Source organism: Flavobacterium sp. H122, from assembly GCF_004959765.1.
GTDB lineage: Bacteria > Bacteroidota > Bacteroidia > Flavobacteriales > Flavobacteriaceae > Flavobacterium.
The window spans coordinates 154899-169068 of record NZ_SJZD01000005.1 but is presented as its reverse complement, the minus strand read 5'-3'; the positions used below and the strand labels follow the sequence as shown (position 1 = coordinate 169068).

General features: G+C 33.7%; 14 protein-coding genes. 3 read left to right on the top strand and 11 right to left on the bottom strand.

The features are described 5' to 3' along the window. Nucleotides 1-37: 37 nt before the first annotated feature. The gene (gene lpxK / locus EZM65_RS09430; protein ID WP_136668308.1) at nucleotides 38-1069 is read left to right on the top strand and encodes a tetraacyldisaccharide 4'-kinase; all 1032 of its coding nucleotides are present in this window, start codon (nucleotides 38-40) and stop codon (nucleotides 1067-1069) included. Then, on the top strand, nucleotides 1041-1853 hold the full coding sequence (locus EZM65_RS09425; protein ID WP_136668307.1) for a purine-nucleoside phosphorylase: 813 nt from the start codon (nucleotides 1041-1043) through the stop codon (nucleotides 1851-1853). Before lpxK ends, EZM65_RS09425 begins: the two co-directional genes overlap by 29 nt. Here EZM65_RS09425 and EZM65_RS09420 read toward each other — a convergent pair. From EZM65_RS09420 to lipA, 3 genes are all read right to left on the bottom strand, one after another. Then, nucleotides 1850-4048 carry a response regulator gene (locus EZM65_RS09420; RefSeq protein WP_136668306.1) on the bottom strand — a complete coding sequence of 733 codons (2199 nt, stop codon included), beginning with the start codon at nucleotides 4046-4048 and terminating at the stop codon, nucleotides 1850-1852. The genes EZM65_RS09425 and EZM65_RS09420 overlap by 4 nt on opposite strands. 29 nt (nucleotides 4049-4077) lie before the next feature. Continuing rightward, on the bottom strand, nucleotides 4078-5076 hold the full coding sequence (gap, locus tag EZM65_RS09415; RefSeq protein WP_136668305.1) for a type I glyceraldehyde-3-phosphate dehydrogenase: 999 nt from the start codon (nucleotides 5074-5076) through the stop codon (nucleotides 4078-4080). Nucleotides 5077-5143: 67 nt separating this feature from the next. Next, entirely contained in the window at nucleotides 5144-6016 is an 873-nt protein-coding gene (lipA, locus tag EZM65_RS09410) for a lipoyl synthase (RefSeq protein WP_136668304.1), read from the bottom strand. Between the two features lie 83 nt (nucleotides 6017-6099). On the opposite strand from lipA, the gene EZM65_RS09405 reads away from it, so the two are divergent. Further along, entirely contained in the window at nucleotides 6100-6717 is a 618-nt protein-coding gene (locus EZM65_RS09405; RefSeq protein WP_136668303.1) for a hypothetical protein, read from the top strand. Nucleotides 6718-6794: 77 nt separating this feature from the next. Here the strand turns inward: EZM65_RS09405 and EZM65_RS09400 are convergent, their stop codons facing one another. The 8 genes from EZM65_RS09400 to EZM65_RS09365 all read right to left on the bottom strand — a co-directional run bounded on the left by EZM65_RS09400 (nucleotide 6795) and on the right by EZM65_RS09365 (nucleotide 13979). Beyond that, nucleotides 6795-7616 (bottom strand): energy transducer TonB, encoded by an 822-nt coding sequence (locus EZM65_RS09400; RefSeq protein ID WP_136668302.1) that lies wholly within the window; start codon nucleotides 7614-7616, stop codon nucleotides 6795-6797. A 120-nt stretch (nucleotides 7617-7736) separates the two neighbouring features. Further along, the gene (locus EZM65_RS09395; protein WP_136668301.1) at nucleotides 7737-8981 is read right to left on the bottom strand and encodes an MFS transporter; all 1245 of its coding nucleotides are present in this window, start codon (nucleotides 8979-8981) and stop codon (nucleotides 7737-7739) included. 90 nt (nucleotides 8982-9071) lie between these two features. After that, entirely contained in the window at nucleotides 9072-9620 is a 549-nt protein-coding gene (locus EZM65_RS09390; protein ID WP_136668300.1) for an RNA polymerase sigma factor, read from the bottom strand. After that, nucleotides 9611-10723 carry a glycosyltransferase gene (locus tag EZM65_RS09385; RefSeq protein WP_136668299.1) on the bottom strand — a complete coding sequence of 371 codons (1113 nt, stop codon included), beginning with the start codon at nucleotides 10721-10723 and terminating at the stop codon, nucleotides 9611-9613. The genes EZM65_RS09390 and EZM65_RS09385 overlap by 10 nt, the downstream gene beginning before the upstream one ends. A gap of 91 nt (nucleotides 10724-10814) precedes the next feature. Further along, nucleotides 10815-11426 (bottom strand): FMN-binding negative transcriptional regulator, encoded by a 612-nt coding sequence (locus tag EZM65_RS09380; RefSeq protein ID WP_136668298.1) that lies wholly within the window; start codon nucleotides 11424-11426, stop codon nucleotides 10815-10817. 13 nt (nucleotides 11427-11439) lie between these two features. Then, on the bottom strand, nucleotides 11440-12168 hold the full coding sequence (locus EZM65_RS09375; RefSeq protein WP_136668297.1) for a phytanoyl-CoA dioxygenase family protein: 729 nt from the start codon (nucleotides 12166-12168) through the stop codon (nucleotides 11440-11442). 46 nt (nucleotides 12169-12214) lie between these two features. Continuing rightward, the gene (gene murB / locus EZM65_RS09370) at nucleotides 12215-13228 is read right to left on the bottom strand and encodes a UDP-N-acetylmuramate dehydrogenase (protein ID WP_136668296.1); all 1014 of its coding nucleotides are present in this window, start codon (nucleotides 13226-13228) and stop codon (nucleotides 12215-12217) included. Nucleotides 13229-13304: 76 nt separating this feature from the next. Continuing rightward, a complete protein-coding gene (locus EZM65_RS09365) occupies nucleotides 13305-13979 on the bottom strand; it encodes a DUF2461 domain-containing protein (protein WP_136668295.1) in 675 nt (224 codons plus the stop codon). Nucleotides 13980-14170: the final 191 nt, after the last annotated feature.

The following is a 14170-nucleotide window of genomic DNA, read 5'->3' as shown; positions in this document are numbered from 1 at the left end:
AAATCAACATAAAAATAAAAAATCCTACTTTCGTAATATGAATTTATTACGAAAAATCCTTTTTCCGTTCTCTATTATTTACGGATTTATCACTTCCATCCGAAATCTATTATATGATAATGGCATTTTTAAATCGTATTCTTTTGATGTTCCAGTAATTGCAGTAGGTAATCTTAGTGTTGGCGGAACCGGGAAAACACCACAGATTGAATATTTGATCCGGTTATTATCAGATAACTATAAGATAGTAACATTAAGCAGAGGCTACAAGCGTAAATCGGAAGGATTTGTGTTGGCTGATGGAAATGCAACCGCTGAAATTTTGGGGGATGAACCCTATCAGTTTTTTCAAAAATTTCCTGAAATACAAGTAGCTGTTGATGCTGACAGGAAAAACGGAATTGAACAATTATTATCGCAAACAAATAAACCTGATATTATTTTGTTAGATGATGCTTTTCAGCATAGAAAAGTAAAAGCAGGATTTTATATAATGCTTTCATCGTACGACGATTTGTTCTTTAACGATTTTATATTACCAACTGGTAACTTGCGGGAGAGTAGAAGCGGAGCCGATAGGGCGGATATGATAATTATCACAAAATGTCCAAGAGATATTTCTGAAATTGCCCAAGAAAAAATAAAACATAAAGTAAGAAGCTACGCGCAAACAGAGGTTCTTGTTTTCTTTAGTTTTATAGAATATGATGAAATGTTATTTTCTGAAAATGAAAAGATTAAGTTGGATTCTTCAGTGATTGTTGATAACTTAGTGGTTGCTGGCATTGCAAAACCCGAACCTTTTTTTGCATATTTGCAGGCTGGCCAAAAAAGAACGATGGTTTTTCCAGATCATCATAATTTTAATGATAAAGACATTCAATCAATTCTTGAAAAGGCGGGCGATGAGAAAATTATTACAACCGAAAAAGATTATGTGCGTCTAAAAGGGAAATTGCCTGCAGGGCAACTGTTTTATTTGCCTATAAGGAGTTCGTTTGTGAATGGTAAAAATGAATTTGATAAAAAGATTTTAGATTATGTGGGAGCAAGTACAAGAAACCGTTGATTACATTTTAAATAAAACCAATTTCAATCCTGAGTATGGAGTGATTTTAGGCTCCGGTTTAGGCGGATTTACAGATGATATCGAGATAGATTATATTTTATCTTATAATGAAATTCCTAATTTTCCTGTATCAACTGTAGAAGGGCATAAAGGAGCTTTGGTTTTTGGACATATTCATGGAAAAAAAGTCGTTGCAATGCAGGGACGCTTTCATTTTTATGAAGGATATAATATGAAAGAAGTTACGTTTCCTGTAAGAGTGATGAAACATTTAGGGGTTGAAAAACTTATTGTTTCGAACGCTTCGGGAGGGGTGAATCCAAATTACAAGGTAGGTTCAATTGTAATTATTAAAGATCATGTGAATATGATGCCTGAGCATCCGCTTCGCGGGAAAAATGATGAACGTTTTGGTCCCCGTTTTGTAAACATGAGTGAGCCTTACAGTAGAAAAATGATGGCAAAAGCTAAAGAAATTGCTTCGGATTTAGGAATTACAGTTCAGGATGGAGTATATTTAGGATTACAGGGGCCGACTTTTGAAACTTTGGCTGAATACAAAATGGTTAAAGCTTTAGGTTGTGATTGTGTGGGAATGAGTACGGTTCCTGAAGTTATAGTGGCGCGTCACATGGAATTGGAAACGTTTGGTATTTCTGTAATTACTGATATGGGAGATGCTGAAAGTATTGATACAATTACTCATGAAGAAGTCTTGGAAGCGGCCAGAGAGGCTGAACCGCACGTAAGAAAATTAATCAAAGAATTAATTACGCAATATTAAGTTGCCGCCAATAAGTTAGTCTCGATAATTTTATAAAAGTTATCGGGATTAAACGGTTTGGTAATAACATCTGTCATGCCGTATGACATAAGCATTTCCCTGTTTTCGTTTAATGAAATTGCCGTTAATGCTATAATTGGAGTTGAGTCGTTGAATTTTCTTATTTCCTCTGTGGCATGAGTCCCGTTGATACCCGGCAGGTGCACATCCATTAATACTAAGTCGTATTTGAAGTTGCGTGCCATGTCTATAGCATCTTCACCGGTTTCACAAATAGCAACATTCATTGCTTTTTTCTCCAGCATTTTTTTAGTGATCATTTGGTTGATTTTATTGTCTTCAACCAATAATACTTTCTTGTTGATGAATACTTTGTCATCAAGCTCTTTTTCTTCAAATATGCTCGTTTGTGAAGTGCTGTTTTTAAACTCTAAATCAAAAAAGAATTTAGACCCCAGATTTACTTTACTCTCTACTTTTATTTCACCTCCCATTAAGCTCACCAATTTTTTTACGATTGTTAATCCAAGACCGGTTCCGCCGTATTTTCGGTTAATTTCTACAGAACCCTGTGAGAAACTTTCAAAAATCTCTTCCTGCTTATTTTCCGGGATTCCTATACCTGTATCATTGATTTCAAAATGAATCTTGCATTTATCATTTTCATTTTTAATCAAGTTGGCAATCATAATCACTTCTCCTTTATGTGTGAATTTTAGAGCGTTGTTAATCAAATTTATAACTACCTGTGAAAGTTTTGTAGGGTCACCAATTAAATTTTGGGGTATTTCAGGATCGATTATTATTTTGAAGTGATTATTGTTTTGGCCGGCTAATTCTTTTAACGTATTGTAGATATTATTGAGCAGTTCTCTGAAATTGAAAGAAATGTTTTCGAGTTCAATGTTGTCTGATTCAATACGGTTGATTTCAAGGATTTCATTAATGTAGGTCAACAAATAATTTCCTGAAAATTTTAATGATTTTAGATACTCAATCTGACTCTCTTTTGGATTTTCTTCCAGTAAAATATGGGAAATACCATTTATTGCGTTTAACGGAGTCCGTAATTCATGGCTGACAGTTGAAAGGAAATCAGCACGGGCCTGCGATGCTTTTTCTATTCTTGCTTTAGCTTCTTCCAGTTCGTTGTTTTTTTCCTTTAAAAGCTCATTGGATTTGTTACGGATAATGTTGTTCTTGTATAGTGATAAACTCAAAAGCGATAAAATCGTAATCAAAGCAATACTTAGGATGTTGATTAATTTCGAAAATTTACCGGCTTTTTCCTGTTCTTTTTTGTCTTTGTCCAGTTTTTCCATTGAACGCATTAATTCGTCAATGTTTACCTGCTGGGAAATTATGTTCTGATTTTTCTTGGAATTGATTTTTTCCAGTGAATCCTTTAGTTTAAGGTGAATTTTTAAAAAAGCCAATGAGTTGTTTGTCAGGGCCATTTCGTCATAAACTTTGCTTAAAAGTTTAGTCGTTTTTATCTGTAAGTCTAAGATTGATTCTTTTTTGCTTAATTCGTAGGCTTTGTTTAAATATACTATTGCCTCGGTGTATTTTTGCTCTTTGTGTTTTACATTTCCAAACTGATAATTAACTTCTGATAATATTTTATCGGTTAATTTATAATCCGAATTTTTTTGATCGATAATGCTTTGCAGTGCAGTTTCGGCTTTTTGAATTTGGTTTTTTTCAATATAGAATATTGCTTTCTGCAAGTTGACCATGTCTTTGGCACTGCTTAAATCAATATTGTCATAAACCGAATTTGCTTTACTGAAATAGGACTCTGCTCGTTCGTAATTGTTTTTTTGAATGTAGCAAACGCCTAAATTGTAATACGATAAAGCTAATTTAGTACTTGGTTCTATGGTGTTGTAAACTGAAACTGCACGGATGAATTTTTCAATTGCATTATCGTATTTTTTTAAATCCGAATAGATTAAGCCAAGGGTGTAGTAGCCGTTTGCGAGAGAAGCGTTATTGGTGTTTTTTTTAGCGAAATCTATTGATTTGTTGGCGTTTTCGAGCGCTTTTTCATATACTTTCAAATCTTTGAAGCGCATTGCTGTTTCTGCATAGTAATAGGAACTGTCGATGGCTAAAACCGGAGTCTCGGTTTTCTTTTCAACAGCAAATAGATTTATGTAGAAAAGTAGTAAAAAGAGTATTCTTTTTTGCATAGGGAGCTTCAAAAATTCCTTAAATATAACTATTTTTTGGTTAAATGATTAATTAAGTCAATAATTCTTGAAGAATAGCCTATCTCGTTATCGTACCATCCAACTACTTTTACCATCTTGTCAATTACAGAAGTAAGTTGTGCATCAAATAAGCAGGAGTTTCTATTTCCTTGAATGTCAACAGAAACTATAGGGTCTTCTGTATATGCTAAAATACCCTTTAAATGATTTTCAGAAGCTTTTTTGAATGCATGATTGATTTCTTCTATAGTAACTTCACGTTTGACATTAAAAGTTATATCGGTAAGTGATCCATCCGGAACCGGTACACGAATGCCGCATCCTCCTATTTTTCCGTCAAGTTCTGGAAAAATCTTTGTCAAGGCCTTGGCCGCTCCGGTTGTTGTAGGTACGATAGACTGTGCTGCAGCACGTGCTCTGCGGAGATCCTTGTGCGGCTGGTCATGCAGGCTCTGGTCGGTAGTGTAAGAGTGAACAGTGGTTATGTAAGCCTGTTCAATACCGCATAATTCCTGAATGACTTTAATCATAGGAGCGGCGTTGTTTGTTGTACAGCTGGCATTCGAAATTATAAGTTCCGTACCGTCAATAATACTTTCATTTACCCCCAGAACTACGGTTTTGATAGTGTCAACTTCAGCAGGAGCGGAAAGTATTACTTTTTTAGCACCAGCTTCAATATGTTTGTGGATATCTTCGTAAGTCTTGTACTTTCCAGTACTTTCAATAACAAAATCTATAGCATGATCAGTCCAATTGAGATTGTTGATTTCTCTTTCATGAAAGAAAAGATATTCCTTTCCGTCAATTACTATTGCTTTTTCGTTATGTGAAACGTCACTTGGTAAAATACCGTGAATGCTGTCGTATTTTAAAAGATGTGCCATTGTTTTATTGTCGGCAATATCATTTATTGCAACAATTTCAATATGCGGATGGTTTACTAATAATCGGAAAAGGTTTCTTCCAATACGACCAAATCCGTTAATGGCAATTCTAATTTTCAATTTGCTTATGGTTTAATAGTTTGAAGTTTAAAGTTAAGAACTTTGAACCTTAAACTTCAAAACTATATTAAAGAATATGTTTTTCTGCGTGATAGCTTGAACGAACCAATGCGCCGCTTTCAACATGACGGAATCCTAAATCTTTTGCGAATTTCTCATAATCTGCAAATTCTTCAGGAGTAACGTAACGTTTAACAGGTAAGTGTTTTTTACTTGGTTGTAAGTATTGGCCAATAGTGATGATATCTACATTTTGATTGCGGATATCACGTATGGTTTCATATACTTCTTCTTGAGTTTCACCAAGACCCAGCATGATTCCTGATTTTGTACGACGAATACCTTGGTCTTTTAAGTATTTTAAAACAGCTAAACTACGGTCGTATTTTGCTTGGATACGTACTTCTCTAGTTAATCGACGCACAGTCTCCATGTTGTGGGAAACCACTTCAGGATTAGCTTCTACAATTCGGTCAATAATCCGTTCCACGCCTTGAAAATCTGGGATAAGCGTTTCAAGTGTGGTTTGAGGATTCATTCTGCGGATTGCTTTAATTGTTTCAGCCCAAATGATAGACCCCATGTCTTTTAAATCATCACGGTCAACACTGGTGATTACCGCATGTTTGATTTTCATTATTTTAATGGAACGCGCTACTTTTTCAGGTTCATCCCATTCTACATCTTCTGGGCGACCCGTTTTTACTCCACAAAACCCGCAAGAGCGTGTACATACATTTCCTAAAATCATAAAAGTAGCTGTGCCTTCACCCCAGCATTCTCCCATATTAGGGCAACTTCCTGAAGTACAGATGGTGTTAAGCTTGTACTTGTCAACTAAACCACGTAATTCGGTATATTTTTCACCAATAGGTAATTTTACTTTTAACCATTTAGGTTTTCCGGTAGGTAATATATTTGAAGCTGTTGCTGTTTCCATATTGCATTAATTTCACTGCAAAGATAAGCATTGTTGTTGATACGTGGATTTGTTTATTTGTTATATTTGATTAAAATAGGTTTATGAAAATTGTTAAGTTATTTTTTCTATTATTGTGTTTTCTTTTGATTTCATGTGAAAATGAAAAGGAAAAAAACGAGGTTAATTCGTTAGAATTGTTTCAACTAGTAATTAATGATCTTAAACCAATCTTATCTTTTCCTGTTTTGGAAAGAAAAGAGTCAGAAAATAATTTTGAATATGATATAAGATTTAATGATAGTTTGAGAAGTAATGAGAGATGTTATGAAAAGGGTACTTGTGTCTTGAATATTTATGTTGAAGATACATTAGTAAATTCAAATCTTTTGTTTCATGAAAAAAAATATTTCAAAAAAGATGTTTCAAATTCACTTTTTAAAAAAATACCAAAAGAATTTAGCGAAACTAAAGTTGTAAATCTTAAAAATCTAACCATTAAGAAAAGTAATTTGGTCAGACTAAAAGAAAAAATATCTGATGAAATTTTAAATTCAAATAGAGATGATAAATATTATGCAAATGTAATTTTTTCAAACATTGTATTTAATGGTGATTTTACAGAAGCAATTTTTTTATATGAATATTATTGTGGTTCTAAATGCGGGTATTTGAATATGGTAATTGGAAAAAAGATTAATGGTAAATGGACTGTTAAATAAAAAAGGCATACTGTTTTTTAAAGAAAAACCACCACAAACTTTACTTTGTGATGGCTTCTTGGTTTGGTGTTTAGATTTTAATTCACCTGTACAGTGATTGGAAGTGAATATTGTGTTCTTACAGGCTGTCCTTGAAAAATACCCGGTTCCCATTTTGTTTTGATAGATTTTAAAACTCGAATAGCTTCTTTATCCAAACCATATCCAGGGCTTCTTGGAACGGTTATGTTAGAAATTGTCCCATCTGTTTCTACTACAAAGAATACAATGATTTTTACAGTATTGCTTTCTTCCATTTCAGGTGCCTGAAAACGGTTGCCTACAATTCTTAAAAACGCATCAACACCACCTGGAAACATTGGGTTTTTTTCTAAAACAGCCATTGATACAGGTCCTTCAGGTGCTTTAGGCGTTTCAATTTTTGGAGTTGGCTCTGTTGTTGTCCCTGTTGAGCTTCCGGTAGTACTTCCATTTAAAGCCAATGGATTGTCAGAAATTGGTTTGCCTACATCTTGTGGTTTTGTAAATTCTGTTTCCGGTGCTTTTACGGCATCAACTACATTTGGATTAACCAAATTTTCAGTTTTGGGAGCTATAAATTCCGCTTTTTTAATTTGTTGTTCTATTTTCTTTTGTTCTTCTTTTTTAGGAAGGATTACTTCTGTAACCACTAATGGGTCGTCAAATTCAGGTTTATCAATTGTTACTGATTTATCAGCAAAAGAACTTAATAATACAGGTAATAAAGCTAATCCTGTTAGTGTTATCAAGGCGCTTAAAAATGCTTTAGTGGTTGTTGTTCCGTCTTCCTGACGTAATTGGTACGCTCCGTACGCTTTGTTTTTTCCTTCAAAAACAAGTTCTAACCACTCTGTTTTGTTGATGTTTAACTTAGACATAATTTTTCGGTTTTTATAGTTAATTAATAATCTTTTACTGATGTAATTAACTGCATGAAAAAATTGTGCCAAAATTTTGTTAAAACAGATAAAATGATAAAATTTCTCTTAAAACTTTAATTATTCGGTAAAATCTAAGTCGGAATTATGTGTTTCCCGAATGGTCACAGTAGCGTAAATTCCTAGGCCAAAAGCCATTATTCCTATTATAGTTGCTGAAGTGATTACACCTTGATTAACTTTGAAAAAATCAAAACCTATAAGCATTAAAGGTAAAATTCCACGAACCATATTGGGAACTGTTGTGGTGGCTGTACTGCGAATGTTAGTGCCAAATTGCTCCGAAGCTACAGTTACAAACATTGCCCAATAACCTGTTCCTAATCCTAGCCAGACACAGTAGAAATAATACATGTTTTCGGTCATTTTACCACTGTACAGCATTAAAACAACCCCTAGAATAGTGAAAAGCATCATGTAAAGAATGGCTTTTTTTCGAGAATGAAGCGCGTGTGAAATAAATCCGCTGGCAAAATCACCTATAGATATTCCAACATAAGCCCACATAATTGCTTTTCCGGGAGTGATGCTGTTTATGCCTAAATCCGGTGCAAACTGGTTTGCCATTACGGCTAAAATACCGATACAGAACCAGGTTGGCAAACCAATGAAAATACATTTTATATAACGGACAAACCGGTTCCAATTTGTGAAAAAAGAAAGAAAATTTCCTTTTGAAACAGATTCTGAATGTTTGATGTCTTTATATATTCCTGATTCTACTACACCTACACGTAAGAATAAGAGTAATAGCCCTAATCCGCCTCCAATAAAATAGGCGGTTGTCCAGTCTCCTGATAATTCAACGGTTAAGTTGGCTACGACAGCTCCAAATAAACCAAATCCGGCTACGATAGAGGTTCCTATAGCCCGTAATTGTTTGGGCAGAGATTCGGCAACCAGTGTGATTCCCGCTCCAAGTTCTCCTGCCAATCCTATACCGGCAATAAAGCGGAGTAGGGCGTAAGTCATTGTTTTGTCTGCAAACGGATAGTGTGGTAAAAATCCGCAGGCAATATTGGCTAATGAATAAACAATGATTGAACCAAAAAGAACAGATAGCCTTCCTTTTTTATCTCCTAAAATTCCCCAAAGAATTCCTCCAATAAGCAAGCCTGTCATTTGGAAATTCATGATTAATGTCCCTGAAGTATCCGGATTTAATCCTAAATCCTTTAAACTTGGCACACGAACAATACCAAATAGTAATAAATCGTAAATGTCAACAAAATAGCCTAAGGAAGCTACGATTACAGGTAAAGAAAATAAATGTTTTAGTTTTTCTTCTCGGGTGAAGGTTTGCATTGGTTTTTTGGTTTTCGCCAAAGATATAATTTTATTCAGTTCCAGTTAACGGTTTTTTGTGTTTACTGTGAACTGTGACTGCAAACTAAATTATGCTTTTTCAATAATCTCTGCCAATAATTTCTTAGCGCGAAGCAGTTTTATTTTTACGTTGTTTAAAGGTTCGTTAAGTTCGTCAGCTATTTCCTGATAGCTCATTTCCTGAAAATAGCGCATTTGTATCACTTCCTGATAAGCGGGTTTTAACTGCTTTATGAATTGAAGTAATCTATTAAGGTTTTGTTCCGTGATAATTTGATCTTCGGCAGATGGTGAGTCATCAGCTATCCCGTAAGCAATATCATCTTCTTCATCAGTAATATCAATGAATAGTGTTGATTTTTTCTTACGCAACAAATCGATATGTACATTCTTGGCAATAGCGATTAACCAAGTGTTAAACTGAAATTCGGGATTGTAAGTGGCAATTTTGTCAAATGCTTTTGAAAAAGTTTCAATAGTAATGTCTTCAGCATCAGTTTCGTTTTCTGTGCGTTGTAACATGAAGGCATACACTTCATTCCAGTACTTATCAAGTAAATAGGTAAAAGCTACCTGATCACCTTTGATTGCTTTGTCAATATAATTTTTTATTTCCAAGTAACTGGTTTTGAGGTCATATTTTTAAAAAACACGTTCAGTTGTGTGAAGATAAGAATAATTTCTAAAACCGGATACCAGTACATTACATCTTTTTCTTCTAATTTTCCTGCTGAAAATCCTAATGAAATCCAAGCTGTTAAATAACGGAAAACAATTAGGCTTAGTACAATTATCCATTGGAACTGAAACGCTAACAAGGTGATAGGTGTTAAGAAGAATAATAATTGCGAAATGTAAAATAAAGCTAATTGCGAGCGATCAAAAGCTTTGTAATGTTTAGCTGTTGAGACATGACGTCTCTTTTGCATAAACCATTCTTTAAAAGTTTGTTTTGGTACTGAATAAGTAAAACTTTCCGGATTATAGCAAATAGCAGTATTCTCTGAATCTGAAGCTTCGTTTATGAATAAATCATCATCACCAGAACGGATTTTCATATGATTGATAAAACCATTGGTTTTGAAAAATTCATCGCGCTTGTAAGCTAAATTACGACCTACACCCATATATGGCCTGCCTAATTTTGCCCATGCAAAGTATTGTGTAGCCGTTAATAAAGTTTCAAAACGAATCAATTTATTTAGAAGACCTTCTTCTTTTTCATAAGCTCCATAACCTAAAACAATTGTTTTATGCATGGTGAAATGAGACGCCATTTCTTTTATCCAATTTTCAGAATTTGGAAAACAGTCAGCATCTGTAAGTAATAAGTAATCTTTTGATGCTGTTTTAATACCTAAGGTAAGGGCGAATTTTTTATTTCCCCAAAAAGCTTCGTTGTTTTCAACTTTAACCAACTTTAAGTTAGGGATTTCTTTTTGAAAATCTTCAACTAAGTATCTGGTATCATCTGAAGAGGCATCGTCAATGATTATAATTTCATAATTGGGATAGTTTTGTTTTGCTAAAATAGGAATAAGTGTTTTTAAATTTTCCTCCTCATTTTTAGCACATACAACAACTGATATAGAGATGTGTTTTTCTTTGCTTTCCTGAGGCTTAGCGAAAGAAAACTTACCAAAAATAAACAAATAGTAAACTACTTGGATAGTTACTATTGCTATAAAAAAGTAAAATAAAATGAGTAAAAATAGCTCCATAAATCCTTTTGAAATTGCTGTGCAAAGGTAGAAGTTTAAAATTCAAATCCCAAAAAACAAATTTCAAATTTGCAGTAAGAAAAAAGGAATTTTATTGTCTGTTTTTTTGCATTTCTTTTGCAATTTCCAAGTCATTGTTATCATTGGATTTTTCCAGATGGCTAATAATGCTTTTATAGTTTTTGTCGTCACGATTTTGAGAAAGCTTTTTCTTTGCTTGAATTTCAGTGATGGTTATTTCAAAAGCAAGTATGCCTTTTGCCTGACGCATGGTTTTCTCGGAAAGATTTTCAACTCGAAGTGGATTTTCTTGTTTCTTTTCGAATTTGTCTACCAGTTTTTTTAAGGATAAAATCGTTTCTTCGTAATCCAATAACCGGATTTTTCCATAAACATGCACTGCAATATAATTCCATGTCGGCACATTTTCATGATCGTACCAGGAAGATGATATATAAGTGTGGGGCCCGTTGAAAATTGCCAAGACTTCTTCTTCGTTTTGTAAACTTTCTGCCTGTGGATTTTCTCTGGAAATATGTCCGCTTAAAATCAGTTTGTCATCAACCTTTTCAAAAAACAGGGGTGTATGCGTTCCCCAAGGTTTATCATTTGTGGTGTTGATTAGAATGGCAAATGCATTTTCCTGAAGGAATTGCTCTATTTCCTTTGGATTTTCGTTTTTATAAAGGTCAGGGATGTACATATGAATTTAGATTTTAGAATTCTGAATATTCAGACCATTTTAAATTATTTGGCAGAGTTTGATTTGAAAACTCAATATGAATAACACGTCTTCGTTTATTGTTTGTAGTTTTTGTTGATGCATGCAGTGTTAATGGTTTCATAAGCATTATACCTCCTTTTGAAACTTCACATTCGACTTCTTCTTTTTTGTCAAGAAGTAAATTGTTCATCAGAATTATTCCGTTCTTATGTGAACTGGTAATGACTTTTACGGCTCCATTGTGTTTAGTTGTATCGTCGAGATGAACGCGGACAGTAAATATATTTTCTAAAATTGGAAGTGGGGGCTGAACCGCTACCTGATTATGTTTAGAAGTCCAATTGATATAATTTTCAGTTTCTATTTTTTCTTCTAGTGCAATGGTGAGGTCTTGGTGATAAGGAACAACCCAATTTGAAGTTTCAGGCTTGTCAAAATAAATTGATTTCACTAAAAAATAGTCAGAACCACCAATTTCATTGATAATTCTTTTTAACCTTTTATTGAAAATTAGATTTTTAAGCTCAGGAATTTCTTTTATAACCTGCCTTATTGCAAATACATCATTACTTTTTCTAAAATTAGCATTTGCTTTTTCATTTTCTTCGATTTGTTGAAGAATTTCAGAAACTTCCTTCTCTGTATATATGTTTTCAATGATACCGTATCCATTTTTACAAAATGAATCAATAGTTTGAGAAAGTTCTAGTGTTGAATTCATTTTATTTCAAGTTCCTTTGAAATTATAAGAAGTATAATTGTTATTTTTAAATCACATTCACTTCTGCCTCAATAGCAATTCCGAATTTATCCAAAACCTTTTTTTGAACTAATTTTGATAAATTTAATATGTCCTGACCGGTTGCATTTCCATAATTTACAAGAACTAAGGCTTGACGTGCATGTACTCCGGCGTCACCATCGCGATAACCTTTTAAACCTGCTTGCTCAATCATCCAGCCAGCAGGGACTTTAACTTCGGTTTCAGAAACATCATAATGTTTAATCTCTGGATGTTGTGTTTTGGTTTTGTTAAACTGTTCTCTCGAAATGATTGGGTTTTTAAAGAAACTTCCGCTGTTTCCTAATTCTTTTGGATCTGGTAGCTTACTTTGACGGATAGCAATTACTGCATCGCTTACATCTTTAATTGTTGGCTGAGTAATTCCTTTTGATTCCAATTCTTTTTGAATATCACCATAACCAGTGTTGATTTTATGGTTGTTCTTGGTGAGTTTAAAAACGACTGAGGTGATGATGTATTGGTCCTTTGCCTCTTGTTTGAAAATACTTTCACGGTAACCGAATTTACATTCCCCATTATTAAAAGTCTTTATTTCTTGTGTGGTGATTTGCATTGCTTTACACGAAATAAAGGTGTCTTTTATTTCTGCACCATAGGCTCCAATATTTTGTACGGGAGTAGTGCCAACATTGCCAGGAATTAGTGACATGTTTTCAATGCCTCCATAATTTTGCTCGATATTCCATAATACAAATTCGTGCCAGTTTTCACCAGCTTGCGCTTCTACCCAAACATGATTCTCGTCTTCTTTGATTACTTTTTTACCTTTTAAGTCAATATGAATTACCAGAGCATCAATGTCTTGTGTTAAAAGCATATTGCTTCCTCCGCCAAGAATGAATTTCTTTTTGTTTGCGTTTTCCTGTAAAACTTTTTTTAATTCATCAGTCGAATGAACTGCTATAAATTCATTGGCTTTAGCATCGATACCAAAGGTGTTGTAATTTTTTAATGAGAAATTATATTGAATGGTCATTTGGATTTAAATATCAAAATTTAGCAATGCAAAGTACGCAAACATTTTGCAAAGTTCACAAGTAATAATTGCTTAATTATTCTTCGGTTTCTAAGGCACGGTTTAAGAAATCATTTAAGGGTTTTATCAAAATAAGTTTTTGGGCTACTTTTTTTTCAAAATCTTTTTCGGTAAACCATTTTTCGTCAATAGAATGTGAAACGGTGAAGCTTTTGAGTTTTAAAAATTCAATGGCAGGATGATTGGCATCGTATCCTTTTGGAGCTGATTTAAGTACATTTCCTTCTTCTATGTCAAGTGTGCCAAATTCTTTTTTGAATGTCTGCTCACTGACAATTTTTTCCAGATCGTCATGAAAAAAAGCAATTTCCCGACGTATTTTTTTTAGCTCTTCAGCTTCAGGACACCATACACCGCCGGCAACAAAACATTTTCCTTTTTCAAAATGAATATAATAACCAGGACTGTTTTTTCTGTTTTTGTTGGTAGTCATCCAAATACCTAAATTGGTCTTGTAAGGTGATTTGTCTTTGGAAAAACGGATGTCACGATTTATTCTGAAAGTACAGTTTTTGATTTCGAGAGGTTCTAAATTGCTGTCAAGAGGTTTGATTTCAGTAAGTACGGAAGCAATTAAATTATGGTAGTCTTTTTTATATTGCTCATAACGTTTCTTGTTGGCATGCATCCACTCTGTATTGTTGTTTGCAGTTAAATCGTTAAGGAAAGCGATTGCTTCTTTTGTCAGCATAGTTTTTTGATTGTGAATTTGAAATATAAATATAGGAAGATAATTTAAATGTAGAAAGGTAGAAGATAGACTGATAGAGAATAGAGAATAGAGAATAGAGAATAGAGAAATAGAGAATAGAGAAATAGAGAATAGAGAAATAGAGAAATAGAGAAATAGATTTTGGCTAAGAATAAATTACTGCAAATAAA

What these genes read in the sequence shown, in the direction of transcription:
- EZM65_RS09425 (WP_136668307.1), top strand. Translation starts at nt 1,041, where the DNA reads ATGTGGGAGCAAGTACAAGAAACCGTTGATTACATTTTAAATAAAACC.
- EZM65_RS09380 (WP_136668298.1), bottom strand. Translation starts at nt 11,426, where the DNA reads ATGTACATCCCTGACCTTTATAAAAACGAAAATCCAAAGGAAATAGAG.
- EZM65_RS09395 (WP_136668301.1), bottom strand. Translation starts at nt 8,981, where the DNA reads ATGCAAACCTTCACCCGAGAAGAAAAACTAAAACATTTATTTTCTTTA.
- EZM65_RS09405 (WP_136668303.1), top strand. Translation starts at nt 6,100, where the DNA reads ATGAAAATTGTTAAGTTATTTTTTCTATTATTGTGTTTTCTTTTGATT.
- EZM65_RS09420 (WP_136668306.1), bottom strand. Translation starts at nt 4,048, where the DNA reads ATGCAAAAAAGAATACTCTTTTTACTACTTTTCTACATAAATCTATTT.
- EZM65_RS09385 (WP_136668299.1), bottom strand. Translation starts at nt 10,723, where the DNA reads ATGGAGCTATTTTTACTCATTTTATTTTACTTTTTTATAGCAATAGTA.
- EZM65_RS09365 (WP_136668295.1), bottom strand. Translation starts at nt 13,979, where the DNA reads ATGCTGACAAAAGAAGCAATCGCTTTCCTTAACGATTTAACTGCAAAC.
- lpxK (WP_136668308.1), top strand. Translation starts at nt 38, where the DNA reads ATGAATTTATTACGAAAAATCCTTTTTCCGTTCTCTATTATTTACGGA.
- murB (WP_136668296.1), bottom strand. Translation starts at nt 13,228, where the DNA reads ATGACCATTCAATATAATTTCTCATTAAAAAATTACAACACCTTTGGT.
- EZM65_RS09375 (WP_136668297.1), bottom strand. Translation starts at nt 12,168, where the DNA reads ATGAATTCAACACTAGAACTTTCTCAAACTATTGATTCATTTTGTAAA.
- lipA (WP_136668304.1), bottom strand. Translation starts at nt 6,016, where the DNA reads ATGGAAACAGCAACAGCTTCAAATATATTACCTACCGGAAAACCTAAA.
- EZM65_RS09400 (WP_136668302.1), bottom strand. Translation starts at nt 7,616, where the DNA reads ATGTCTAAGTTAAACATCAACAAAACAGAGTGGTTAGAACTTGTTTTT.